Raw genomic sequence first — 24410 nt, forward strand, 5'->3', positions numbered from 1 at the left:
GGAAGTGCTTCTGGTTGGTATGACGGGCGGCTGGCCAAATGGCGCAGTTTAGGGGATCAGACGTAAGATGTCGTTAAATATCGCCAGACTCATCAGCGCGATGACCAGCATCAGGCCGATATACTGACCGGCTATCTGAGCTTGCTCGGATACCGGCGACCCCTTGATCAACTCCACAAGGTAATACATCAGGTGGCCGCCATCCAGCATGGGGATGGGCAGCAGGTTGATGATGGCCAGGGACAGGCTGATTAACCCCAGGAAAAACAGGAATCTGGAAAAGCCCAGCAGGGCCGAGGAGTGAGCCATCTGGGCGATGGTGATCGGGCCGGCCAGATTCGACAGGCTGGCGTTGCCGGTGATCATCCGTCCCAGGATTCCCAGCGTGGCCGTGGTCAGGCGCCAGGTTTCGCCGAAAGCCTCTCCCAGGGCGCTGGCCGGGTCGTGACGCAATATCGTGAAGGCCCGCTCCATCAGGGCCTGGGTCGCGGCATCCGGTTCGCCGGCCTGAATGCCGATCACCGGGCGCCCGCCGCTGATATCGGGCTGGATGCGGTGCTCGAGTCGAATGCCGTTGCGTTCGATGTCCACAGTCATCTCGCGGGGCTGGCCGGATTCATCCACGCCGTGTTCGGGAATGAGTCGGGCAATGTCGCGCCACCCGGATACGCTGTCACCCCCGATGGCGACGATTCTGTCGCCGGCCCGAAGGCCGGCCTGCTCGGCCGGCGTGTCGGGCGCCACTTCGCCGATCAGCGGCGCGAGGTCGGGTTGCCACGGGGTAATGCCGATGTGATCCAGCGCGCGCTCTTCCTCGAAATCCGCACCGAGCTGTCCCAGCTCCAGCATGACATCACGGTGCTGACCATCGGGTCGCTCAAGCGATAAGGGGGTCGGGCGACGATCCAGCGCTGGCGGGATCAGGCCGAGCAGAACGTGGGTCCAGGTCTCGGTCTTGCGGGTGCCGACCTGCTTGATCAGGTCGCCCTCTTCCAGGCCGGCTTCAGCGGCAATGCCGCTGGTCTGTCCAACCACCGGCCGTGTCTCCGGAATGCCGACGACAAACATCAGCCAGAAAGCGGCGAGGGCAAATATGAGGTTGAACACCGGACCCGCCGCGACGATGGCGGTACGCTGACCGAGAGATTGCCGGTTGAAGGCCCGATGGCGCTCGTGTTCCGGCACCGGCCCCTCGCGCTCGTCAAGCATTTTGACGTACCCACCCAGGGGAATGGCGGCAATACGATACTCGGTGCCGCTGCCGGCGGTGCGCGACCACAGCGCCGGGCCAAAGCCGACCGAAAAGCGCAGTACGCGCACACCGCAGCGCCGGGCCACCCAGAAGTGGCCGAATTCATGGAAGGTGATCAGGATGCCAAGGGCGACCACCAGCCACAGAATGGGTCCGAGAATGTCCATCATGCTGTTGTTTCAGACTCCTGCGGTTGGGCCGGAATTCCCCGGCCAGTCGCGTATTTTAAAGGCTGACGCTTCGAAAAAGGGGGCGATGCCAATGAGGTCGTCAATCAGTGGCCCCAGAGCATCACGGCCAGGGCGAAAAACGGAAGGGCAGCCGTCAGGCTGTCAAATCGGTCCAGGATGCCACCGTGCCCCGGCAGCAGGTTGGATGTGTCCTTGATGCCGCGCTGGCGCTTGAGCAGGCTGACAAACAGGTCGCCGACGATCGAGATGGCGCCGAGTGCCAGGCCGAGCAAGGCGCCCGTGAGTGGATGGAAGGGGTTGTCGGGCAGCAGCCACGCGCTGACGGCCGTCAGCAACATGGCTCCGGTCAGCCCGCCGATGGCGCCTGACCAGGTCTTGCCCGGGCTGATGGAGGGAGCCAGCTTGGGGCCACCGAGCCGGCGACCGGTGAAATAGGCGCTGGTATCGGCCGCGGCGATCAGGATCAGCAGCATGACCACCAGCCAGGGCGAGCTCGCCTGCAACCAGGCCAGCGACAGCCATGCCGCCGGCATCATGATGGCTACAACGATGAGTTTGACGGCGATGGCGGGTCGGCCCCCTTCGCGTGCCAGGGCGGGTCTGGCCAGCCAGGCCGCGTTGACAAGCCAGAGGCAGGCTGCAATGGCCAGCACGGTCCGGGTGTGCTCGGCTGGCAGCAGCAGGTACAGGGCCAGGCATGCCGACAACAAGGCCAGGGCGACGGCCAGGCGCGCAACCGGTCCATCCAGTCCGGCTAGCCGGGCAGCCTCCCAGCCTCCTGCGCCAGCCAGAAGCAGTGCGGCGGCAATGGCAAAGGTGACGGGTGGCAGGTAAAACAGCGCGGCCAGACCGACCGTCGCGAGTACCAACGCGGTGGCGATGCGTTGTTTAAGCATGGCGGACCTGGCCCAGTCCGCCGAAGCGGCGTTCGCGGTTGGCGAAGTCGGCCAGTGCTGCCTCGAAGTGTTCCACGCCAAAGTCGGGCCAGAGTACATCGGTGAAATACAGTTCGGTGTAGGCCAGTTCCCAGGGCAGGAAATTCGACAGGCGACGCTCGCCGCCAGTGCGAATGAACAGGTCGGGCGCCGGCAGCTTGCCCAGGGCCAACTCGGCACCAAAGCGCTCTATATCGATCTGGCTGCTGGACAGCTCTCCGCGCTCGACGGCAGCGGCCAGGTGGCGGGCGGCCCGTGCGATGTCATCATGGCCGCCGTAGTTCACCGCCACGTTGAGCAACAATGCCTGGTTGTCGGCGGTCTGCTTTTCGGCCCGCAGCATGCCATCGCGCAAGGCCGGGTTGAAGGCGGACCGGTTGCCTACAAAGCGAATTCGCACCCCGTTTTCATTCAGTTCCCGCACCTCCCGGTTCAGGGCGCGCAGGAACAGCTCAAGCAGTTTGCGAACCTCGCTTCTCGGGCGCCGCCAGTTCTCGCTGGAAAAAGCGTATACAGTCAGCAACGGAATGCCGTGCCGGAGCGCTGATTCGATGGTTCGTTTCAGCGCATCACTCCCGGCCTCGTGCCCATCAGTACGCGGGCGCCCCTGGCGGAGCGCCCAGCGCCCGTTGCCATCCATGATGATGGCGATGTGATGTGGCAATGGGTCGGGAGTGCTCACCGATCAGATTTCCATCAACTCCTGTTCCTTGCCCGCAACCAGCTTGTCGACTTCATCGACGTGCTGATCAGTGATCTGCTGGATGAGAGTCTCGCCGCGCCGTACATCGTCCTCGGTCAGCTCCTTGTCCTTGTGGAAGTCCTTGAGCTGGGTATTGGCGTCACGCCGGATGTTGCGAATGGCGATCTTGGCCTGCTCCCCCTCGGCATGAACGACCTTGGCCAGCTCCTGGCGGCGTTCCTCGGTCAGCACCGGCAGCGGCACGCGAATATTGGTGCCGGCGGTAGTGGGGTTGAGGCCGAGATCGGAGGTCATGATCGCCTTTTCGATCTTGCCGATCATGGACCTGTCGAAGGGCACCACGCTCAGGGTGCGGGCATCCTCGACAGTGACATTGGCAGCCTGGTTGAGTGGCACCTCGGACCCGTAGTAGTCCACGGTGATATGTTCCAGCAGGCTGGGATGAGCACGTCCGGTGCGAATTCGGGCCAGTTCCGACTTCAGGGCGGTCACACTTTTGCCCATGCGTGCATCGGCGTCTTTCTTGATGTCATCGAGCATGAATCACCTCGTTATATGCGTTCAGCGTCAGTTGGGAGCGGGTACTGGCCGCAGATTGTAGCCGGCCCGGACTTCAGCTGACCAGCGTGCCGACGTGTTCGCCGCGAATGACCCGGCCCAGCTCCCCGGCACGACTGAGGTTGACGATCCGAATCGGCATCGACTGATCGCGGCACAGCACGATGGCGTTCGTGTCCATGACTTCGAGCTTGCGCTCGATGACCTCGTCGTAGGTAATGCGGTCATAGCGCGTGGCATCGGCATTCTTGACCGGATCGTCGGTGTAGATGCCGTCAACCTTGGTGGCCTTGATCATCAGGTCGGCGCCGATTTCGATGGCGCGCAGGCTGGCCGCCGTGTCGGTGGTGAAAAACGGATTGCCGGTGCCGGCAGCAAAGATGACGGCGCGACCTTTCTGAAGATGGCGCACGGCGCGCCTGCGGATATAGTCCTCGCAGACCTCGCGCACCGAAATGGCCGACATGACGCGGGTGGTTACGCCGGCCCGTTCCAGTGCGTCCTGAAGCCCCAGGGCATTCATGACCGTGGCCAGCATGCCCATGTGATCGCCGGTGATGCGATCGATGCCGGAAGCGGCCAGGCCCTTGCCTCGGAAGATGTTGCCGCCCCCGATGACTACGCCGATCTGGACGCCGGCACCGACCACCTCGGCCACTTCGCGGGCGATCCGCGAACTGACCTTGGGGTCGATGCCGTAGTCGAGTTCACCCAGCAGGGCCTCGCCGCTGATCTTGAGGAGGACGCGTTTATAGCCGTTGGTCTCGTTCACTGTCAGTCTCCTTGCAAGGCGTGCCGGGTGGTTGGAGTCATTGTCGGCTCAGTTGCCGCGGGCCTGCTCCATCACTTCGGCGGCAAAATCGGCTTCTTCCTTTTCGATGCCTTCACCAACCTCCAGGCGAACAAAGCCGGAGACGCTGGCGCCCTGGCCCGAGAGCAGTTTGCCGACCGTGACATCGCCGTCCTTGACGAACGGCTGTCCGGTCAGGGTGATTTCGGCCAGGTGCTTCTTCAGCCGTCCGGTGACCATCTTCTCGATGATTTCCGGGGGCTTGCCGCTGTCTTCGGCCTGGGCCACCAGGACCTGCTTTTCTTTCTCGATCACGTCGGCCGGAACATCCTCGGCGTCGCGGTAGGCCGGGTTGAGCGCGGCGACATGCATGGCAATGTCGCGCGCCAGCGCTTCATCGGCACCTTCAACACCGACCAGCACGCCGATGCGCCCACCGTGGATGTAGGCACCCAGGGCGCCATCGGACTTCATGTGGGCCATGCGACGAACCTGGATATTCTCACCCAGCTTGGCCACCAGCTGCTGACGCGTATCCTCCACTGACTGGCCGCCGTCCAGGTCGGCCTGGAGCAGCGCGTCGACCTCGTCGTGGTCCAGCGCCAGTTCGGCTACCTGGTCGGCGAAGCGGCGGAAGTTGTCGTCCTTGGCGACAAAGTCGGTTTCGCAGTTGATCTCGACCAGAACGGCCTGGTCACCGCGCGATGCGGAGACCACAACGCCCTCGGCCGCGACCCGTCCGGACTTCTTGTCGGCCTTGGCCAGGCCGGACTTGCGCAGGTGTTCGATGGCGGCATCCATGTCGCCGCCGGTTTCGACCAGCGCCTTCTTGCACTCCATCATGCCGGCGCCGGTGCGCTCACGCAATTCCTTGACTTGTGCTGCAGTAATGCTCATTGCTGTTCGGGCTCCTTGCAGATTCGGTGGATCAGGACTCGTCGCCGTCATCGGACTTGGCTGCGGTTTTCTTGGCGGCTTTTTTCTTGGTCGCCTTCTTTTTGGCGGCTTTCTTCTTGCTCACCTTCTTGGGGGCAGCGTCCGCTTCCGGCTCGGCCTTGGCTTCGGTCTCGTCGGCGGCAGCGGCTTCGGCTTCTGGTGCGGGCTCGGCCTCGGCCTCATCCTTGCCCTCGGCCGGCTTGGCGGCAGCCTTCTTCTTGGCGGTTTTCTTGGTCGCCTTGGTGGTTTTCTTCTTGGCCGTCTTCTTGCTGGCCGGCTTCGATTCGATCGGGTTGCCTTCCTCGTCGAGCTCGACAAACTCGTCGTCGTTGCCGTCTTCCGGCAGCGGGGCCGAGGCGCGGCCTTCCAGAATGGCATCGGCAGCCAACTGGGCGTAGAGACGAATGGCGCGAATGGCATCGTCGTTGCCCGGGATCACGTAGTCGATCTTGTCGGGGTTGTGGTTGGTGTCCACCACGGCCACGACGGGAATGCCCAGCTTGCGGGCTTCCTTGATGGCAATGTCCTCGTGGCCGACATCGATGACGAACATCGCGTCGGGCAGGGCATTCATGTCCTTGATGCCGCCGAGGCTGCGCTCGAGCTTGTCACGCTCGCGCGTCAGTTCCAGAACTTCCTTCTTGACCAGTTTCTCGAAGGTGCCGTCGGTCTCCATCTCCTCCAGTTCCTTGAGGCGGTTGATGGAGCCACGCACGGTACGGAAGTTGGTCATCATGCCGCCAAGCCAGCGGTGCGAAACGTACGGCATGCCGCAGCGCTGGGCTTCCTCGGCAATTGACTGGCTGGCTGCGCGCTTGGTGCCGACGAACATGATCGTGCCGCGACGGCTGGCCATGCGGCTGAGGAAATCGAGCGATTCCTTGAGCAGCGGCAGGGTTTCTTCGAGGTTGATGATGTGGATCTTGCCACGGGCGCCAAAGATGTAGGGTTCCATCTTCGGGTTCCAGTAGCGGGTCTGGTGACCGAAATGCACGCCGGCTTCAAGCATCTGGCGCATGGTGACATTGGGCATGGTAATGCTCCTTTTTCCAGGGACGCAGCGCCACCCCGTCGAATACGGGTGGAATCGGAGAAGCGCATTGTCCGGGGTTTTGGCCTCCGCTGATCCCATGCGACCATCCGCAACCCCAAGGCCCGGACAACCCCGCCGCATGTGCCGACCAGCGTGTGTTTTTGGTTTGCCACGCCAAGGTTGGCGGGCAAATCCGGACTATTGTACCGGAAATCGGAGGGTTGGGGCAATGGGGAAGGGGGTGAGTGGGAAGAGTGAAGTGTGAAGTGTGAAGTGTGAAGTGTGAAGTGTGAAGTGTTAAGTGTTAAGTGTTAAGTGTTAAGAAACAGTGAGTTGGCGTCGGGTCGGCACCTAACACCTAACACCCAACACCACCTCCTCTCGCCGCAAGCCAGACCGGCCGGACCTCCCCCACCCCATCCGCAAGCCCGCCCCTTCACACTTCACACTAACCCCCCCCCATTTGGCAGCCCCCGCCAATTCCGTTAACTTATCCGTATCCGGCAAAACAATTGCCCGACCGAGGGAGCAGGCATGAACGAGGGAAACGATATCCAGCTGACCGAGAGTCCGGAATGGCTGCCGGGATGGCTGGAGGGGAGTTGGGATCTTCTGGCCGCGTTCCCCTTGATGCTGTCTCTGGCGATTGTGATTGTCGGTGTCGGTCTGGCGATCATCGGCCGCGCCATCGTGCTGCATTCCGGGGCCAGGCTGACCTCTCGCACCAGTGCCAGTCTGGATCAGAAGCTGCTGCGTATTGCGGCCAACGTGGCCGCCTTGATAGTGGCCTACCTGGCCGTGGTCCTGGCCGTCCAGGTCCTGGGGCTGCCAGAGCGTGTCGAGCAGATCATTGTTCGCATTCTGCTTAGCCTGCTGATTCTGCGGTTGATGAAATCGGCCATGCGCGCGGCTCACGTCGGCCTGGAAATTCTCAGCCTGGTGCGCGACCGCTTCGCCATTGTCGAGGAGCGCACCATTCCGCTGTTCGACCTGGTGCTGACGGTGATCATCATCGCCATCGCGGCCTATGCCCTGCTGCAGGTGTGGAATATCGACGCCACGGCCTGGTTGGCCTCGGCCGGCGTCATCGGCATTGCGGTGGGTTTTGCCGCCCGCGACACCCTGGCCAACTTGTTCGCCGGATTCTTCATCATTGCCGATGCACCCTACAAGCTGGGGGACTACATCGTACTGGACACCGGCGACCGCGGCGAAATCACCAAGGTGGGCATTCGCTCGACCCGCCTGCTCACCCGCGATGATGTCGAGATCACCGTGCCCAACTCCGAGATGGCCAATGCCAAGATCTACAACGAGTCGGGCGGGCGCTGGGTCAAGTTCCGTATTCGGCTCAAAGTTGGGGTGGCCTATGGGTCGGACGTCGATCAGGTCGTTGACTTGCTGGTGCGCGTGGCTGGCGAACACGACACGGTCTGCAAGGACCCCGACCCGCGAGTTCGCATGCGAGGATTCGGCGATTCCAGCCTGGATTTCGAGCTGCTTTGCTGGGTCGATCACCCGGCCGACCGCGGACGGGTTACGCACGAGCTCTACATGCAGATATACAAGGAGCTCAACCGGGAAGGCATAGAGATCCCGTTCCCGCAGCGCGATGTCTGGATGCGCGATTCGGGTCAACCAGCCACGGTGGAAGCTACCGACCCCCATCGAGCTCAAACCTGAGCCAGGCATTGGCGCGTTGCAATTGACGCTGTACCGTTCTGCGTGACACGCCGGTCAGTTCTGCCAGTTCGTCAGTGGAATAGCCGGCAAAGAAGCGGGCGGACACCAGCACGCTCAACTGCTCATCCATCTCGCCCAGGCGCTCGATCGCAGCCTCCATGTCCAGCACGCGGGCCGCGTCTTCGTGGCTGGCCGCCACCTGGCTCTCGTCGAGCTCGATGTGAATGGCATTGCCACCGCGCTTCTGTGCAAGGTGGCGCCGGGCATGGTCGACGATAATCTGACGAATGGCGATCGCCATCAGGCGCATCAGGTGCTGACGGTTGCTGATGGATGACTGGGCGTCCTCTCGAAAGACTTTCAGGAAAGCTTCATTGACCAGCGCGGTGGTACGCAGGGTTTCGCCTGCCTGCATCTGGTAGCGTTGGAAATGGGCCAGCCGGTGAATGTCCTCGTAGACCACCTCGGCCAGGCGCTCCAGCGAACCGGAGCCACTGCCCAGCCGCTCGAGTAGCTGGGTAACCTGGGTCCGGTGATCGTCATCTTGCCTGTTCATGTTGTAGGCCCGGCTTCCGGGATCGTGGGCCATTCAGAATAGCATCCTGCCTGCTCGTGGCTCTGCTCACCAGGACGCCCGGGCATGTTGGCGCGACATGGCCTGGTTCACCTCGGCGGCTGCACGAACGCCCGAGCGCAGGGCGCCCTCGATGGTGGCACTGAGAATCGAGGTGTGCTCTCCGGCGAAGTGTACCCGTCCGTGGGCCTGGCCAAGAGCCGGCAGGTATCGGCTGATCTGGCCCGGTGCGGGTACCGAGTAGGCGCCAAGGGCATGGGGGTCGCCGCCCCAGTGCAGGTGGAATCCCTCGCCGGCGTGATCGCGAACCTGCGGGTGAACCTTTTCGATCTGACCGAGCACGTAGTCGACCAGTCCGTCTCCCCGGTCGATGAGCGGTTGCGACCCGCCACCTCGCACGTGACTTTCGAGCACGGCCGATGTGTCCGCACTACCGGCACGCGAGTAGGGCTGCACGGCTACTTCCTCGATCGGCAGGTCGGTCATCGCCGTGCCCGCCACGCCCTCGTCATACCAGAATCCCCGATCAACCTCGAAATAGGTGCGCACGGTGTCGGCATAGTCAATGCCCTCGATCGCCGTGCGCTGGGCCCGGGGCAGGGCCGGGCTGAAATCGAATCCGCGAACGACCGGTGCCGGCGCCGTGCACACGATGTGGTCGCATTCGAACGTGACGGCATCATCACCGTGCCGGGCATGGACCCTTGCGCCGGATTCGTCCTGTTCGATGGCCATTGCCTCGTGCCCGTAGTGAATCTTGCCCTGCATGTGCTCGGCCAGGGCGCGCGGCAGGCGGTCGTTGCCGCCGGCGATCAGGAACGGGGCGCCGGCGCCGAACAGGCCGAAACTGGACATGGCAGAGGCCAGCATCGATCCGGAATCGATGAAAGCACCGAACCATTGCGTGGCGCCGACCAGCGCCACGGCCCCTGCAGATGCCCCGTTTTCACGCATGAACTCGGCCAGGGTCATCTGGTCGAGTGCCAGCATGGGGTCATCCCGCCAGCGGGTCTCGTCGCTGATGCCCTCGGGCAGGTGTTCGAGGATGTAGCGCTCGACGACACCCTGCGGCCCCAGCTTTCTCTCCTCTTCGGTCAGTTCAAAGGGCCACTCGGGCGGATTGGACGGATCGAGCACGATCCGCTCTCCGCGCAGATGGAAGAGCGGCTTGAGCTCGGGCATGGCCCAGTCGGCCCGTTCCAGCCCCAGCTCGTCGATATAGCGGTTGGCCACCGTATAGCTGGAGGACAGGGCAACGGCGCCGGCTTCGGCATGCAGGCCATCGGAAAAGGGATCGCGCAGCGTATGAACGCGCCCGCCCGGTCGGTCGCGGGCCTCGACGATATCGACCCGGTGCCCGGCGGCTTCCAGTTCACGTGCCGCCGCCAGGCCGGCCATGCCGGCACCGATGACAACGATACGTGCCTGACCATTGCCATTTCTTCCGCTCGCCACCAGCGTGCCGGGCAGGAGCAGGCCGCCCGCGACCAGCCCGGCCCCGATGGTGGCCTGCTTGAGAAATCGACGCCGGTCCCTCTCGAAAACGATCCGTTGCCTGGCCATGCTCCCTCCAGCCTCAAGGTGTGATGTGCATCACGCATCCTAGCAAGCCGGTCCTGCTCGCGCCAGTGATCACATATGTCTGTCAGGCTTCGGGGAGGTGACTCGCATCGTCCAGGCCCTGCTGTTGCCATAGATCGGACTGCAGTGCTTCGAAGCGCGCGTCATCGAGCAGTTCGTCGGGTATCAGCACGTCGCCGTAGAGGTTCATCGCCAGCGCAGGCCAGTGGCCCCATTGTTCGATCTGATCGAAGGTGGCAAACGCCGCCTCGATCTCGCCCAGGGCAGCCAGCACCAGTCCGGCGGAGAAATGGTAGTCGAGTTCTAGCAGCTCATCATGCAGCGCTTGAGCCTGTTGCCGTTCTCCCAGCTCGACATGTGCCAGTGCCCGGACCGCCCGGGTGCCGCCGCCGGCCCAGGCAACCTCCATCGGTTCCAGTGTGCCGATGGCGTCGCGGTATCGGCCCTTGAAGTAGAGCACCAGCCCCTTGTAGAAATTGTCGAGGTAGGGCAGCGCTTGTGCCTCCATGTCACGGGCCTGTTGCAGTGCTTCCGGGTAGCGACCATTGGCCATCAGGGCACCGACGAGGTTGGTCTGTGCCTCCTGCGAAAACGGGTCGAGTTCCACGGCCTTACGGGCGCTGTCCAGTGCCTCGACAGTCATGCCGGTCAACTGGTAGTTCCAGCTCAGGTGACTGTGAGCTTTTGCATGGCTGGGACCCAGCGTGATGGCTCGCCGCAAGAATCGGTTCGCCTTCGGCCTGTTACCGCGCGCAGCGTAAAGTCCGGCCAGTGACACATGCACTTCGGGAAGGTTGGGGTCCAGTTCCTTTGCCCGCTGGATGGCGGCCTCGGCCTCGGGCTTGACTTCCTCGAGTGGGCGGTAGCCATAGTCATGCAGTGTGCCGAGTGCATTGGCCAGGCCGACCCAGGCCAGTGCATAGTCGGGATCCTGTTCTATGGCCTTGCGAAAGAATGCCAGGGCCTGTTCGGCCGCTTCTTCATCTTGGGCCCTGAGATAGGCCTGGCCCTGATGGGTCAGGGTGTAGGCGGCCAGGTTCCTGGTCGGCGCCGTATGGTCCTGCTCCTTCTCGGCCGTACTGAGTTTTGGGGCCAGGGATGCGGCGATGTCCTCGACGATGTCGGTTTGAATGGCAAAGAGGTTCTCTGCATTCAGGTCGTGTCGATAGGTTCTTGCCCAGATGTGGGTATCGCTGGCTCCGTCGATCAGCTGGGCATTGACCTGGATCTCGTCGCCTTCCCTCTGCACCGCGCCTTCCACGACCCACTGCACCCCCAGTTCGGCTGCAATCTCCGTAATCGGGAGCACGGAGTCGCGGTAGCGCTTGACCGAGGTCCTGGAAATGACCCGCAGCTCGTCGATGAGCGACAGGCGCGTGAGCAGGTCGTGGTGCAGGCCGTCGGTCAGCACTTCTTCGTGCTCCACGCCGAACGCCTCGAACGGCAGGACCGCGATTGATAACGGGGCTTCGATCTCGGCTTCGCGCGGCAGGAAAGTCAGCATGCCCGCCACACCCAGTGCTAGCAGCAGCACGAGCAGTGCGGGCAGTCGGGTGCGGCGTTGGGCATGAAGTGTGCGATCGCCTGGAGCATGCGGCGCAGCCGGCTCTGCTTGCTCCTGATCGGGCGCCGCGGGTAATGGCCGAACCGTCGCCACCAGCCGATAGCCGCGCTTGGGAATGGTCTCGATGAACCTAGGTTGATCGGTCTCGTCGCCGAGCAGTTTTCGGAGCATCGAGATGTGACGGGTCAGCGTGGCGTCGCTGACGATGACGGGGTGCCAGATGCTTACGCTGAACTCGTCGCGGTCAACCACCTCGCCGGCACGCTTGGCCAGCAATGCCAGAACATCCATGCAGCGAGGGGTCAGGTGGGCTTCTCCGGCCGGCCCGGTCAGCAGGTTCTGCTGGGGATGAACTTCCCAGTCTTCCAGTTGGAAACCGCGTTCCAGATCGCTCACATAAACCCCAACCGTGATGGATCCTGCATTCGAGTGTAACACCGGGCAGGAACCGCCATGTTGCGGGCTGCCAGGCCTGCCTGCACGGTCTTTTCCGAAAAGTTTCATGTCTTCGGGACGTTTTGGTAAGGACTTTACCGATATCCCGGACCTAGCCTTGAAGGCAACCGCTGAGTAAGCGGCTTGAGCCAATCCCACGGAGGATAATGACCATGACAGTAATTCGTAGTACAACCTGTCTTTCGCTGTTCGCGGCACTCATGTTCTGGGGTGCAAGTGCTCCGGTTGGTGCATCGGACGGGCACCATCCCGCGTCGGACGGAAACCCCGGTGCGACTAATACGAACGTGCTGGAAGTGATCACCCGCCATCCCCCCCTGGCCGATGCCGAAGCTCACTACGAGTTCGTGCTTTCCGACACGGAACTCCCGGCGGGCTGGACGACGATCAATCTGCGGAATCAATCCAGCTCCACGCATTTCGGGTTGCTGTTGCGCATGCCCGAAGAAACGTCCGATGTGACCGCTGAGGAGTTCATCCAGAACGTGTACGTGCCCTTTCAGCAAGAATGGGATCCCTACTTTGTCGGCGAAATCGATGTTGAGGAATTCATTGCAAACCTGATGGACGCCTTGCATGGGGGTGATTATGCCTCGACGCACAGCAGCGGGCCTGGAATGACCGCTGGCGGAATCACCTCCAGCACAACCGTGTACCTGGAGCCCGGAACCTACTTCATCGAGTGCTACATTCTTGATGATGATGGTGTCTTCCACACCAGCCACGGCATGTTCAAGCGCTTCGTCGTCGTTGATGAAGAAAGCGAGTCGTCTGAGCCCGAGGCCGACTACCAGGTAAGCATTTCATCCACCGACGGTTTGATGCTGGAAAGCGAAAACATCCAGCCGGGTCCGGCGACATTTAAAGTGACATTCGAAGACAACATGCTCTACGGCCACAATCTTGGCCATGACGTTCACCTGATCCGGCTCGACGGTGGCACCACTGTCCAGGAGGTCAATGACTGGATGGACTACCTTGATGTCGGCGAAGATGGCTACTACGCCGATCGCGGCGCGATGGTCTCGGCCAGTGGTCAGCGTGGCCCGCAGACCTTCCTGGGGGGTACACAGTCCCTGTTTCCGCATGCCGAGACCGGGCAGGACTTTCCACTGACTGCCTACTTCCATGCCGACCTGACACCGGGAGATTACGCGCTGGTGGCCGAGGTGCCCAACCCAATGCAGCCCGACCCGGAAAATCCGGATATCAGCATGCTGGTGGAGTTCAGCGTGACGCCCCATGCCGGACTGACTGGTGCCTGGTACGACCCGGCCACCGCCGGTGAAGGCTGGAACTTCGTGGCCACCCCCGATGGCCTGTTCGGCTACTTCTACGGCTACGGGAATGACGGCAATCCGCTATGGCTGATGACCGAGGAGGTCATCGCGGATGTCAGTGCCGGTGAACCGGTCACGTTCAACCTGTTGCACGGCAACGGTGGCGATTTCTCCGCCCCCATCATTCCCGACAATCTGCAGCACTGGGGCGAAGTGACGTTTACTTTCGATGACTGCGACGAGGCAACCGCGGAAGTCAGCGGTGAGGATGGTTCGACTACTCACGCGCTTGAGCGTGTTGCTGCCACGGCCGGACTGGCCGACTGTGGTCTCTGATCATTGCGCCCGACCACGGCATTCAGGTGACGCCGGGTATCGTGGCGTCCGGATTGCCGGAAGCAGTCTTTCGGGCCGGGGTCGTCCCCGGCCCGAAATCGTTCATCACCCGGAAAACAGCGCTCCCACTTCGCTTAGCGCAACATCGCGGGATTCACCGCCGCGCTGTCGATATTCCACCGTGCCGTTGTCCAGCCCGCGTTCGCCGACCACCAGCACGTGCGGGATGCCGATCAGCTCGGCGTCGGCGAACATCACGCCGGGGCGCAGCGGGCGGTCGTCCATCAGTACTTCCCGGCCGCTGGCGCGGAGTTCGTCATAGTATTTTTCCGCCTGCTCGCGCACGCGGTGCGACTTGTGGGCATTCAGGGGCAGGATCAGCACGTCGAACGGCGCCATGGACTCGGGCCAGATGATGCCGTTGTCGTCGTGGTTCTGTTCGATGGCGGCGGCGACGATGCGTGACACGCCGATGCCGTAGCAGCCCATGGTCGGGTGGGTGCCGCGACCGTCGGGGTCCATGACCACGGCGTTCATGGCCTCGGAGTACTTGCGGCCGAGCTGGAAGATGTGACCGACCTCGATACCACGGATCAGCTCGAGCCGGCCTTTGCCGTCGGGCGAGGGATCGCCGGCAACCACGTTTCTCAGATCGGCCACTTCGGGCAATTCCACGTCACGGCCCCAGTTGATGCCGAAGTAGTGCTTGTCGTCGATATTGGCACCGGCACCGAAATCGCTCATCACCGCGACCTGGCGGTCGACAATGCAAGGGATGGGGAGCTTGACCGGTCCCAGGCTGCCGGGCCCGGCACCGATGGTGGCCCGGATTTCTTCTTCCGTTGCCATGCGTAGCGGCGCAGCCACCTGCTCGAGTTTCTCGGCTTTGACGGCGTTGAGTTCGTGGTCGCCACGCACCAGCAGCGCGACGAAATCGGCATCGACGGCGTCGCTGGCCTCGACCACCAGTGTCTTGACGGTCTTCTCGATCGGCAGATCAAACTGGTCGACCAGGTCGGCGATGGTTTTCGCATCGGGCGTATCGACCAGGCGCATGTCCTCGGTCGGTTCGGCGCGCTCGCCCGTGGCCACGGCCTCGGCCAGTTCGACGTTGGCGGCGAACTCGCCGTCGGGCACGTGCGCGATCTGGTCTTCACCCGAATCGGCCAGCACATGGAACTCGTGGCTGACCGCGCCGCCGATGGCGCCGGAGTCGGCCGCCACCGCCTTGAACTTCAGGCCCAGGCGCTTGAAGATCTTCGAGTAAGTCTCGTACATGACCTGGTAGAAGCGGTCGAGACACTCCTCGTCCATGTGAAAGGAGTAGCCGTCCTTCATCAGGAATTCGCGTGCGCGCATCACGCCGAAGCGAGGACGGATCTCGTCGCGGAACTTGTTCTGGATCTGGTAAAAACAGATCGGCAACTGCTTGTAGGAGCGCAGATCGGCGCGGGCAAACTCGGTGATGACCTCTTCATGGGTCGGCCCATAGGCGAATTCGCGCCCGGCGCGGTCGGTGATCTTGAGTAGCAGCGGGCCAAAGTCGTCCCAGCGCCCCGATTCCTGCCACAGCTCGGCCGGCTGGATGGCCGGCATCAGCATTTCCAGCGAGCCGGAGGCATCCATCTCCTCGCGCACCACCTGCTCGACCCGGCGCAGCACCTTCAGCCCCAGCGGCGTCCAGGTGTAGATGCCGGAGGTCAGCTTGCGGATCATGCCGGTCCTGAGCATCAGCTGATGGCTGACGATTTCGGCGTCGGCGGGGACTTCACGCTTGGTGGCGATGTGAAAGGCGGAGGTTTTCATGGGCTTCAGCGGCTTGCACGGACGAAGCCGGGAATGATACCAGCCCGCGCCACTCGGGGTCGGCGCTGTTGTGGCGGTCCTTGCCGCAAGTCCGGGGCGTGGGGTGATATGCTTTGAGGTCGATTTTTCCGGCCACACCGCTGGCACGCAGATGAAAGAACAGAAAACGCCCAATGGTGTCGCGCGTGGCGCCTTTCTACTGCCTAATGCACTGACAACCGGTGCCCTGATGGCAGGCTTTTTTGCCATCGTCTCGGCCATTAACGGTCAGCCGGTAGCGGCGTGCATCGCCATCCTGATTGCCGGGGTACTTGATGGCCTGGATGGTCGCGTGGCGCGGCTGACCAACACCCAGTCCGAGTTCGGGGTGCAGTACGACAGCCTGTCCGACATGGTGTCATTCGGCATGGCGCCCGCGGTACTGGTCTACACCTGGGCCCTGTCCGACCTGGGCGAAGTCGACACCATGGCCGCCAACATCGGCTGGCTGGGGGCTTTTTTCTACTGCGCCTGCGCCGCACTTCGACTGGCCCGGTTCAACACCCAGGCCGGCGTGGCCGACAAGGCCTATTTCCAGGGGTTGGCCAGCCCGGCGGCCGCCGGGACCATCGTGGCTGCGGTCTGGTTTTCGGTCAGTCGCGAAATCGAGCCGGACACGGTGGCCTGGATCGTTCTTGTGCTCACCATCCTGCTCGGCACGCTGATGTTCTCGCGGGTGCGGTATTTCAGTTTCAAGGCCTGGCCGGCCCGCGACCGGGTTCCCATCGCCTGGATATTCGTGCTGCTGGTACTGCTGGTTCTGCTGGCTATCGATCTGCCCGCCGTGTTGCTGACCATCGGCCTGGTTTACGTGTTCTCCGGGCCGGTGGTGACGTTCAGGGGACGCTATCGGCAGCGACGGCGGCGGCGCCGGGAGGGTCCCGATGAGAGCCAGTAGCCCACATTCGCGTCAACGTCTGGCCGCCATGGGCATCGACCTGTGGATACGGCGCGATAGGCCGTTGCCAGCCAGTCAGGTCGCCACGACAACTGACGGGCAGCGGGCGGACCTGCGCATTCGCATGTCTTCGGGCAGTGGCCCGTGGTTGCTGGTTCAGAGTGAGCCCTGGTCCGGCGCGCACGAGAAACTGCTGGCCGATATCACCGCCACCATCGGACCGGAACAGGTGCGCTTCGGTCAGTGGGCGGTTTCCGACTCGGCCGGTGTCCCGATCCATGCGCTCGATGATCGTGGTATTCGCCATGTGCTGGCGTTTGGCGACTCGCCACGTCCCGTCGACTCCGAGCAGATCATTGTCGCACCCGCGCTCGCTGAGCTGGCGGAAAGCGCTTCGGCGCGCCGTCGCCTTTGGCAGGTGCTCGCACCCGGGTTGGCCAGGTAAATGGCTGCCGTGCTGTCACCGCGCCGGGAAATACGCCGCATGGTCCGTGCCGACCTGTCGGCGGTAAACACCATTGAACAGGCCTCCTATCCATTTCCCTGGAGCCGCGGCATTTTTTCCGACTGCCTTCGGGTTGGCTATCACTGCCATGTCCTGACCGAGGATGAGGTGGTGCGTGGGTATGCCATTGTTTCGCACGCTCTTGATGAAGCGCATCTGCTGAATCTCTGCATCGACCCGCAGCGGCGCCGCACCGGCCTGGCCAGTGAGCTGCTCGAGCACATGGTTGACGATGCCCGCATGATTTCTGCCTCGCGCATGTTCCTGGAGGTGCGCCCGTCGAACCGGGCCGCCATGGATCTGTATCGACGGCACGGATTTCGGGTCATCGGGCGCAGGCCCGGATATTACCCGGCTCGGGATGGCCGCGAGGATGCGGTCATCATGGTCTACCGTTTCGACAGCCGGGCGGCTTGAGCGGCCCGTTCGATCCTGTGCACGGACCGTCGCGGAGGACTGCACATTCAGATGGCGCAGACTGGCGCATAGCATTGAATGCCAGCGCTGTGAATGCTTTCCCCATTAGTCAGGACAGGACATGAATGATCGACTGATAGTGGCAGCGGCGCAGATCGCGCCGGTCTGGCTGGACCGCAAGGCCACGATCGAGCGGGTGGTCGAGGCGATCGACCAGGCCGCCGTTTCGGGCACCGAGCTGGTGGCGTTCGGCGAATGCCTGGTGCCCGGCTATCCTTTCTGGGTCGATCGCACCGACGGGGCGCGCTTCGACAGCACGTTGCAGGCCGACCTCTACGCCCACTACGTCGACCAGGCCGTCGATATCCAGGCCGGCGATCTCGACCGGGTCTGCGAAGCGGCACGCCGCTGCGCGGTCATGGTGGTGCTGGGCGTGCTCGAGCGGCCGGCCGCGCGCGGCGAAAGCGTCTATGCCAGCGCCGTGGTCATCGGCAAGGACGGCAGTATTCAAAGCACCCAGCGCAAGCTCATGCCCACTTTCGAGGAACGACTGGTCTGGGCCACCGGCGATGGCCATGGTCTTCGCACCCATTCACTCGGCCGTTTCACCGTCGGCGCACTCAACTGCTGGGAAAACTGGATGCCACTGGCGCGCGCCTCGCTGCAGGCCCAGGGCGAAGACCTGCACGTGGCGATCTGGCCGGGCAACCCGCGCAACACCCGCGAGATCACCCGTTTCATGGCGTTTGAGGGCCGCAGCTATGTGCTGTCCGTGGCCGGCTTGATGCGTGCCGAGGACTGGCCGGACGATCTGCCGCATGCCGCCACACTCAAGCAGGCCACCGAGGACATGCCCTGGGCGCGCGGCGGTTCCTGCCTGGCCGGTCCCGATGGCAACTGGTTGATCGAGCCTGTAATCGACCAATCCGGCGTGTTCACCGCCGAAATCGATCATGCCCGCGTGCGTCGCGCACGCCAGAAATTCGATCCGTCCGGTCACTACTCCCGGCCCGACGTGTTCAAGCTACGGGTCAACCGCCGTCGCCAGCAGATTGGCGAGTTCGAGGACTGAGCCAGCCAGCACTCCCTCGGTGAAATGCTGCGAAGTTGGTCGGCGATGGGCCGCTGCCTGTCGCGGATTGGCGGGTCTTGCGTTGTAGAGGGTTAGGGAGGAGCTTTCCGCAAGTCATGAGATTTGCAGGTGCTCCCGTTCCGGCCTCATTATTAAACCGGCAACGAAATACCTATGGTATTCGTTGCGCGGCATTTGCGGCGCATGTCCGCAAATACCTTCGCTTCTCGGCCCCGGCCGTACCGGCCGGGCATTAACCCGGCAACCTGTTTGGTTGCCGGGTTAACAATATGGCGCTCCTCTCGAAAAACCTCGAGAAAGCAAGCGCGATGATGCCAGGACCGGCCCGATATCCGGGCCGGTTTGCAGAAGCCTGACTGCGATTCAGTCTTCGCGATAGCGCTCGAACCAGTAGACCACGTGGGCGGGCTTGGCCATCAGCCAGCTTGGGCGCACGTGCAAGCTGTGAGGGGCGCCGGGCACCCTGACCTTGGCGGTGTCCACGCCGCGCAGTTGCAGGGCCTGATAGTACTGCTCAGATTCCGAGATCGGCGTGCGCCAGTCTTCCTCGCCGGTAAACAGCAGGGTGGGCGTGTTGACGTTGCCGACCTGGTGAATGGGCGAATAGGACAGATAGTGCTCGGGAATCTCCCAGGGCATGCCCGGGAACCAGTACTGCGTGAACATGTGGTAGAAGTCGGCGCTGAGCACGAAGCTGTACCAGTTGATCACCGGGTTGACCGCGGCGGCCGCGGCGAAGCGGTCGGTGCGGCTGATCGCCCAGGTGGTGAGCACACCGCCACCCGAGCCACCGGTGATGAACTGCTCGTCTTCGTTGATGAAGCCGCGCGCGATGACTTCGTCGATGCCGTCCATCAGGTCGTCGTGGTCGTGGCTGGGATAGTTGTGGTGAATCTCGTTGGCGAAATCCTTGCCGTAGCTGGTCGAACCACGCGGATTGAGATAGACCACCACGTAACCCTGCGCGGCCATTAGCTGCAGTTCCATGGCAAACCAGTGACCGTAGGTGGCAAACGGTCCACCGTGAATCTCGAGGATCAGCGGGTACTGCTTGTCGGCGTCGAAGCCTGGCGGGTAGATGATCCAGCCCTGCAGGTCCAGCCCGTCGACTGACGAGGTGTACCAGAATTTCTCGACTTCGCCGATGGTGCGCTTGGCGAGGAAATCATCGTTGATGCCGGTGACTACGCGTGTCTCTCCATCGGCCAGTACCGCCAGCTCGGAAGGCCGTGAGCTGCTGGCATGGGTATGGGCGATCAGTCCGTTGGCCACCGCAAACTGGCCGGAGGAGTAGGGCCGGCTGTAGTACTCGCCACCCAGTTGATCGCTGAGTACCTCGCGGTTGCCGTCGAGCGACTGGCGTGCCAGCCGGGTGGTGCCGTGATGGTCGTACTGGATGAGCACGGCATTGTCGCCGTCCCAGGCGATGCGGTCGATGTCGCGGTCGAGATCCTCGGTCAGGTTGCGAACGTTCGAGCCGTCGATGTCGGCGATAAACAGACGGTTGGGCTGGTGGGAGAGCTTCTTGTCTTCAAATCCCAGCCAGGCCAGGTGGCGACCGTCGGGTGATGGCTGCGGATTGTTTTCCGGATCGTTGCCGCTGGTGATGGCGGTAATTTCACGGCTTTCGATGTCGATCTCGTAGATGCTGGACTTGCGCGGGAATCGATGCGCTTCGTCACGGCGATTGGCGCTGACAAACAGGCGGTCGCCATCGGGGTGCCAGGCAAGCGCATTGTGGTTGTAGTCGCCGTCGCTGATGCGAATGGGGCTGCCGCCGCTGGCCGGAAGCAGGTAGACGTGGCGATGGCCGGGGTCGAGATAGCCGCGCCCATCCGCGCGGTATTGTGGCTCTTCAATCCAGATCGGCGGCTCGGCCCAGTCGGCGCCCTCGGGTCGGCCGGGCAGTTGAACCGGCGATCTAGTTTCGGCGGGCTTGAACATGACGAAGGCCAGCCACTGTCCGTCCGGCGACCAGGCCAGGCTGGAGGGGGTGTGTTGCAGTTCGCTGATGCGCGAGTCGCGCCCCGATTCAGGCCACAGCATGCGCACCTGGCCATCGGCTGTGTAGGCGATGCGACTGCCGTCGGGGGACCAGCGCGGGCTGGCGGCGTTGCTGTCGCGATCGGTCAGGGGCTGGATCTCGCCGGTCTCGACATCGGCCAGCCAGAGGCTGGAGCGGCCGCGATCTGTCTGACGGTCCTGCCAGTGACGCACGAAGGCCACGCGTTCGCCCGACGGGTCGGGCTGCGGGTCGCTGACGGCCTCGAGCAGGAACACATCGTCGTAGGCCAGGGGGCGTGCTTCTGAGGACACCTTGGTGGCAAATGTCAGCAAAAGCGCAAGAAAAGTCATCAAAAGAATGCGTTTCGTCACAATTCGGGCTCCTGTTCCATGGGCAAACGGCATTCTAGCCCTGATTCGGCCTTCCGCGTGTGACGGTCGACAACGACTACGGCTCTGCTATGCTCGACCCTCCTGTTCTGGCCCGCCCCGGGGGTAACCGAACCGTGTACCCAGTATCTCACTACAAAGAGCGTGATGAGCGTGCCGTCCTGGCATTTGTCAGGCGTCATCCGTTTGCTTTCCTGACCGGTTGCGGTGCGGCCGGGGTGCCTGTTGCTACCCAGGTCCCGCTACTGGTGGAACAGGAGGGTGATCGCACCACGCTCAGTGGTCACCTCATGAGAAACACCGACCACCACGAGGCCTTTGTCCTCAACAGTGATGTACTGGCTGTTTTCACCGGTCCGCACGCCTATGTCAGTGCGACCTGGTACAGCAACCCGGCCGTTGCCTCGACCTGGAACTACATGAGCGTGCACGCACGCGGCGTGATTCGCTTTGTGGACAGCGACGGGCTCGAGTCCATCCTGCAGAGAAGTTCGCTTCACTTCGAGGGAGGCAACGAGCAGTCTCCCACCGTCTACGACAACCTGCCGGCTTCGTTCAAGAACAAGGTCATCAAGGCCATTGTCGGGTTCGAGATTGAAGTCACCCGGCTGGATGCGGTGTTCAAGCTCAGCCAGGACAAGGATGACCACAGCATTCGAAATATCATCAAGGAGCTGGGGCAGGGCGCGGAGAATGACCGACTGATTGCCGCCGAGATGGAAAAGCGTTCGGGCTAGTCTGACAGCACTTCCTGCAGGGCGCGAGCCAGTTGATCTCGCCGCCAGGGTTTCGAGAGCATGTGTACGCCCGGGTCGAGCCGGCCATGATGCACGATGGCGTTTTCGGTGTATCCGGATGTATACAGTACTTTTACGTCGGGGTGTTTTTCCATTGCCACTTCGGCCAGGTCGCGTCCACTCATTCCTCCCGGCATGACAACGTCGGTGAAAAGCACATCGACGTTTTCGACCTGTTCAAGGCGTTCAAGGGCATCCGGGCCATCTTCTGCCTCGATGACGCCATAGCCCAGTACTTCGAGCTGACGCCGTGCATACTCGCGCACCAGTTCATCGTCCTCGACCAGCATCACGGTGGCCTTCCCGCCACCTTTTGCGATCGGGTCGGCCTGATGCGGTTGCACGTTCTGATGAGTGCGTGGCAGGTAGAGTCGGACGGTCGTTCCCTGGTCGGGTTCGGTGTATATCTTGATGTGACCACCTGATTGCTTGACAAAGCCAAACACCATGGCAAGACCCAGTCCGGTCCCCTGATTGTCCGTCTTGCCGGAAAAGAAGGGTTCGAACGCGCGGCTGGCGGTTTCCTTGTCCATGCCATGGCCGGTGTCAGAAACGGCAATGGCGACGTACTGACCCGGGTCGACTTCCTCGTGGTTGCGGCAGTAGTCAGCGTCGAGGTGAGCGTTGTAGGTTTCTATGGTCAGGCGGCCACCGTCAACCATGGCATCGCGTGCATTCAGGCACAGGTTGAGCAAGGCATCCTCAAGCTGTCCGGGGTCGATCAGTGCCCGCCACAATCCCCCGGCGCGAGCGAATTCCGACTCGATATGATCGCCCAGCGTATGTCTGAGTAGTGGTTCCATATCGGCAATCAAGCGGTTGATATCCGTGGCTGCCGGCTCCAGCGTCTGTTTGCGGGCAAAGGCGAGCAGTCGACGGGTCAGGTCGCTACCCCGTTCTGCCGCGGCCAGGATCATCTTGACCAGCTCACGAGCATCATCGTGTTCTCCCAGCATCTCCGAGACCAGTTCGGCGTTGCCGCCGATGACGGTCAACAGGTTGTTGAAGTCGTGTGCCAGCCCACCCGTCAACTGGCCGACAGCCTCCAGTCGCTGGGCCTGACGCAGTCGGTCTTCGGCCTGGCGCTGGCTGGTGATGTCACGCAGGAAAACGGCCAGGCCGTCCTCGGTCGGAAATGCCTTGGTTTCGAGCCAGACATCAAACCCCGGATAGTATTCGGTGAAATGGACTGCCTCTCCGGACTCCATGGCGTGGCGGTAGCGATGCTCGAAATCCGTGCCTTGTACATCGGGGAATTTATCCCATAGCACTTCACCAATCAGTTGATCGCGCTTGAGGCCGGAGAGCCTCTCGCCACTGGCATTGATGTAGGTAAATCGCCAATCCCGATCGAAGGTGTAGAACACATCACTGATGGTTTCCAGGGTCTCAACCAGCCGGTCGGCCAGGCGCCGCTGCTCTTCGACGTCAATGCAGGCACCGATCCACGCATCAATCTCGCCATCGGGCCCCTTGATCGGAGATGCGCTGGCATGAAACCAGCGGTACTGGCCATCATGTCGCCGCACGCGAAACTCGGTACTGTAGGGTGATCCGGTGTCCACGCAGTGCTGCCATAACTTAATCACCGGCTGCCGGTCGTCCGGGTGAAGGCGCTTGATCCAGCGATCCCCCACGAGAGCCTCAGCTTTTCCGACACCGGTGTACTCCAGGATGAATCGGTTTTGAAACTCCAGTTGACCGCCGGTATCGGCGGTCCAGACCATCATTGGCATGGCATTGGCCAGCTGCCACAAGCGGGTTCGGGTCAGTTGAGCCTCGGCTTCGGTACGCTTGAGATGATCAATGTCCTGAAGGGCGCCATGTGCGCCCACGATCCGCCCCTCCGAGTCCCGAGTGGGTTCGCCAATGGCCCGCACCCAGCGCCGGCGGCCGTCAGCAAGCTGGAGCTGCCATTCACGGTCATAGCCAACGCCCTCGTCGAGACATTTTCTCAGCGTTTCCCGCACGTCATGGCGAAACTCGGGAGCGTAGTAATCGATGCCCTGTTCGAGCTCGGGCATGCCATCGACGGACTGGTCGTGAATTTCTGCAGCCTCCGGGGTCCAGGACACTCGCCCCGTTGATCGATCCATGGACCACGCGCCGAGTCGTGCCACCCGCCCGGCCATTTCTCGCATATGTTCGCCTTCGTGGGCCCGATGCCGAGTCTTCTGTAATTCTTCGGCCCGTCGGACCAGTGCCATGCCCAGTCCGGCGCTGGCCAGGACGGCCACAATGCTGATGATGCGATTGACAACCACGAAGGAGGTGGGGATGCCTGGCTGCGGTGGATACTGTAGCCAGAACGCTGCCAGGCCGAGAATCGTTGCGATTCCGGCGGCAAGGAGAATCAGCCCGGTGCGCCCCGAAAGTGCTGCCAGGACCACAACCAGTGCATACAACGCCGCGTGGGCGATGCCAAGCGGTACCAGCAGATCCAGCAGGAAGACGCCGAACAGCGCAAGCAGCACTCCCCCGCGCCAGAGCCCCACCCGGCTATCGGCAGCTTGTTCTGGCTTCATGCCATCAGCATACTCCCTGTTAACAAGCGCCGGCAAGGTGGAAGGACAGTACCGGGTTGATATG

20 protein-coding genes are annotated in these 24410 nt (G+C 62.5%); 7 read left to right on the forward strand and 13 right to left on the reverse strand.

The genetic code is table 11. The features are described from left to right. Window positions 1–48 precede the first annotated feature (48 nt). The 7 genes from rseP to rpsB all read right to left on the reverse strand — a co-directional run bounded on the left by rseP (window position 49) and on the right by rpsB (window position 6398). Window positions 49–1422 (reverse strand): RIP metalloprotease RseP, encoded by a 1374-nt coding sequence (rseP, locus tag IC757_RS02220; RefSeq protein ID WP_190975778.1) that lies wholly within the window; start codon window positions 1420–1422, stop codon window positions 49–51. 104 nt (window positions 1423–1526) lie between these two features. After that, the gene (locus IC757_RS02225; protein WP_190975779.1) at window positions 1527–2339 is read right to left on the reverse strand and encodes a phosphatidate cytidylyltransferase; all 813 of its coding nucleotides are present in this window, start codon (window positions 2337–2339) and stop codon (window positions 1527–1529) included. Continuing rightward, window positions 2332–3060 (reverse strand): polyprenyl diphosphate synthase, encoded by a 729-nt coding sequence (gene uppS / locus IC757_RS02230; protein WP_190975780.1) that lies wholly within the window; start codon window positions 3058–3060, stop codon window positions 2332–2334. The genes IC757_RS02225 and uppS overlap by 8 nt, the downstream gene beginning before the upstream one ends. Window positions 3061–3063: 3 nt before the next feature. Then, a complete protein-coding gene (frr, locus tag IC757_RS02235) occupies window positions 3064–3621 on the reverse strand; it encodes a ribosome recycling factor (RefSeq protein ID WP_190975781.1) in 558 nt (185 codons plus the stop codon). 73 nt (window positions 3622–3694) lie between these two features. Beyond that, window positions 3695–4417, reverse strand: coding sequence for a UMP kinase (pyrH, locus tag IC757_RS02240; RefSeq protein ID WP_223846326.1), 723 nt, complete (start codon window positions 4415–4417; stop codon window positions 3695–3697). 42 nt (window positions 4418–4459) lie between these two features. Continuing rightward, complete coding sequence (gene tsf, locus IC757_RS02245; RefSeq protein WP_190975783.1) at window positions 4460–5326, reverse strand: translation elongation factor Ts; 867 nt, start codon at window positions 5324–5326, stop codon at window positions 4460–4462. A gap of 31 nt (window positions 5327–5357) precedes the next feature. Further along, window positions 5358–6398 (reverse strand): 30S ribosomal protein S2, encoded by a 1041-nt coding sequence (gene rpsB / locus IC757_RS02250; protein WP_190975784.1) that lies wholly within the window; start codon window positions 6396–6398, stop codon window positions 5358–5360. 534 nt (window positions 6399–6932) lie between these two features. On the opposite strand from rpsB, the gene IC757_RS02255 reads away from it, so the two are divergent. Then, window positions 6933–8081: a mechanosensitive ion channel family protein gene (locus tag IC757_RS02255; protein WP_190975785.1), complete on the forward strand. Its 1149-nt coding sequence runs from the start codon at window positions 6933–6935 to the stop codon at window positions 8079–8081. Here the strand turns inward: IC757_RS02255 and IC757_RS02260 are convergent. The 3 genes from IC757_RS02260 to IC757_RS02270 all read right to left on the reverse strand — a co-directional run bounded on the left by IC757_RS02260 (window position 8053) and on the right by IC757_RS02270 (window position 12196). Then, window positions 8053–8670, reverse strand: a complete 618-nt coding sequence (locus tag IC757_RS02260; protein WP_190975786.1) for an ECF-type sigma factor — start codon at window positions 8668–8670, stop codon at window positions 8053–8055. The two genes, IC757_RS02255 and IC757_RS02260, sit on opposite strands and share 29 nt — an antisense overlap. A 33-nt stretch (window positions 8671–8703) precedes the next feature. After that, window positions 8704–10218, reverse strand: a complete 1515-nt coding sequence (locus tag IC757_RS02265) for a flavin monoamine oxidase family protein (RefSeq protein WP_190975787.1) — start codon at window positions 10216–10218, stop codon at window positions 8704–8706. An 82-nt stretch (window positions 10219–10300) separates the two neighbouring features. Continuing rightward, window positions 10301–12196: a winged helix-turn-helix domain-containing protein gene (locus IC757_RS02270; RefSeq protein WP_190975788.1), complete on the reverse strand. Its 1896-nt coding sequence runs from the start codon at window positions 12194–12196 to the stop codon at window positions 10301–10303. Between the two features lie 212 nt (window positions 12197–12408). Between IC757_RS02270 and IC757_RS02275 the strand changes: the two genes are divergently transcribed. Next, on the forward strand, window positions 12409–13872 hold the full coding sequence (locus IC757_RS02275) for a hypothetical protein (protein WP_190975789.1): 1464 nt from the start codon (window positions 12409–12411) through the stop codon (window positions 13870–13872). Window positions 13873–13977: 105 nt separating this feature from the next. Here IC757_RS02275 and IC757_RS02280 read toward each other — a convergent pair whose 3' ends face one another. Next, complete coding sequence (locus IC757_RS02280; protein WP_190975790.1) at window positions 13978–15678, reverse strand: proline--tRNA ligase; 1701 nt, start codon at window positions 15676–15678, stop codon at window positions 13978–13980. A 151-nt stretch (window positions 15679–15829) separates the two neighbouring features. Between IC757_RS02280 and pssA the strand changes: the two genes are divergently transcribed. The 4 genes from pssA to IC757_RS02300 all read left to right on the forward strand — a co-directional run bounded on the left by pssA (window position 15830) and on the right by IC757_RS02300 (window position 18609). Continuing rightward, window positions 15830–16615, forward strand: coding sequence for a CDP-diacylglycerol--serine O-phosphatidyltransferase (gene pssA / locus IC757_RS02285; RefSeq protein ID WP_190975791.1), 786 nt, complete (start codon window positions 15830–15832; stop codon window positions 16613–16615). Beyond that, entirely contained in the window at window positions 16602–17060 is a 459-nt protein-coding gene (locus tag IC757_RS02290; RefSeq protein ID WP_190975792.1) for a DNA polymerase III subunit psi, read from the forward strand. The genes pssA and IC757_RS02290 overlap by 14 nt, the downstream gene beginning before the upstream one ends. Beyond that, window positions 17061–17537, forward strand: coding sequence for a ribosomal protein S18-alanine N-acetyltransferase (gene rimI / locus IC757_RS02295; protein ID WP_190975793.1), 477 nt, complete (start codon window positions 17061–17063; stop codon window positions 17535–17537). 121 nt (window positions 17538–17658) lie between these two features. Continuing rightward, window positions 17659–18609 (forward strand): carbon-nitrogen hydrolase family protein, encoded by a 951-nt coding sequence (locus IC757_RS02300; protein ID WP_190975794.1) that lies wholly within the window; start codon window positions 17659–17661, stop codon window positions 18607–18609. A gap of 384 nt (window positions 18610–18993) precedes the next feature. On the opposite strand, the gene IC757_RS02305 is transcribed toward IC757_RS02300, so the two are convergent. Next, window positions 18994–21006 (reverse strand): alpha/beta hydrolase family protein, encoded by a 2013-nt coding sequence (locus IC757_RS02305; protein WP_223846217.1) that lies wholly within the window; start codon window positions 21004–21006, stop codon window positions 18994–18996. Window positions 21007–21140: 134 nt separating this feature from the next. Between IC757_RS02305 and IC757_RS02310 the strand changes: the two genes are divergently transcribed. Next, window positions 21141–21761 carry an FMN-binding negative transcriptional regulator gene (locus IC757_RS02310; RefSeq protein WP_190975795.1) on the forward strand — a complete coding sequence of 207 codons (621 nt, stop codon included), beginning with the start codon at window positions 21141–21143 and terminating at the stop codon, window positions 21759–21761. Here IC757_RS02310 and IC757_RS02315 read toward each other — a convergent pair. Then, window positions 21758–24346 carry a PAS domain S-box protein gene (locus tag IC757_RS02315; protein WP_190975796.1) on the reverse strand — a complete coding sequence of 863 codons (2589 nt, stop codon included), beginning with the start codon at window positions 24344–24346 and terminating at the stop codon, window positions 21758–21760. The genes IC757_RS02310 and IC757_RS02315 overlap by 4 nt on opposite strands. Window positions 24347–24410 lie beyond the last annotated feature (64 nt).

Source organism: Wenzhouxiangella sp. AB-CW3, from assembly GCF_014725735.1.
Classification (GTDB): domain Bacteria; phylum Pseudomonadota; class Gammaproteobacteria; order Xanthomonadales; family Wenzhouxiangellaceae; genus Wenzhouxiangella.

Excerpts from the sequence above, each read along its gene's own strand:
- rseP (WP_190975778.1), bottom strand. The coding sequence starts at position 1,422 with ATGATGGACATTCTCGGACCCATTCTGTGGCTGGTGGTCGCCCTTGGC.
- IC757_RS02225 (WP_190975779.1), bottom strand. The coding sequence starts at position 2,339 with ATGCTTAAACAACGCATCGCCACCGCGTTGGTACTCGCGACGGTCGGT.
- frr (WP_190975781.1), bottom strand. The coding sequence starts at position 3,621 with ATGCTCGATGACATCAAGAAAGACGCCGATGCACGCATGGGCAAAAGT.
- tsf (WP_190975783.1), bottom strand. The coding sequence starts at position 5,326 with ATGAGCATTACTGCAGCACAAGTCAAGGAATTGCGTGAGCGCACCGGC.
- rpsB (WP_190975784.1), bottom strand. The coding sequence starts at position 6,398 with ATGCCCAATGTCACCATGCGCCAGATGCTTGAAGCCGGCGTGCATTTC.
- IC757_RS02255 (WP_190975785.1), top strand. The coding sequence starts at position 6,933 with ATGAACGAGGGAAACGATATCCAGCTGACCGAGAGTCCGGAATGGCTG.
- IC757_RS02260 (WP_190975786.1), bottom strand. The coding sequence starts at position 8,670 with ATGGCCCACGATCCCGGAAGCCGGGCCTACAACATGAACAGGCAAGAT.
- IC757_RS02265 (WP_190975787.1), bottom strand. The coding sequence starts at position 10,218 with ATGGCCAGGCAACGGATCGTTTTCGAGAGGGACCGGCGTCGATTTCTC.
- IC757_RS02275 (WP_190975789.1), top strand. The coding sequence starts at position 12,409 with ATGACAGTAATTCGTAGTACAACCTGTCTTTCGCTGTTCGCGGCACTC.
- IC757_RS02280 (WP_190975790.1), bottom strand. The coding sequence starts at position 15,678 with ATGAAAACCTCCGCCTTTCACATCGCCACCAAGCGTGAAGTCCCCGCC.
- pssA (WP_190975791.1), top strand. The coding sequence starts at position 15,830 with ATGAAAGAACAGAAAACGCCCAATGGTGTCGCGCGTGGCGCCTTTCTA.
- IC757_RS02290 (WP_190975792.1), top strand. The coding sequence starts at position 16,602 with ATGAGAGCCAGTAGCCCACATTCGCGTCAACGTCTGGCCGCCATGGGC.
- rimI (WP_190975793.1), top strand. The coding sequence starts at position 17,061 with ATGGCTGCCGTGCTGTCACCGCGCCGGGAAATACGCCGCATGGTCCGT.
- IC757_RS02300 (WP_190975794.1), top strand. The coding sequence starts at position 17,659 with ATGAATGATCGACTGATAGTGGCAGCGGCGCAGATCGCGCCGGTCTGG.
- IC757_RS02315 (WP_190975796.1), bottom strand. The coding sequence starts at position 24,346 with ATGAAGCCAGAACAAGCTGCCGATAGCCGGGTGGGGCTCTGGCGCGGG.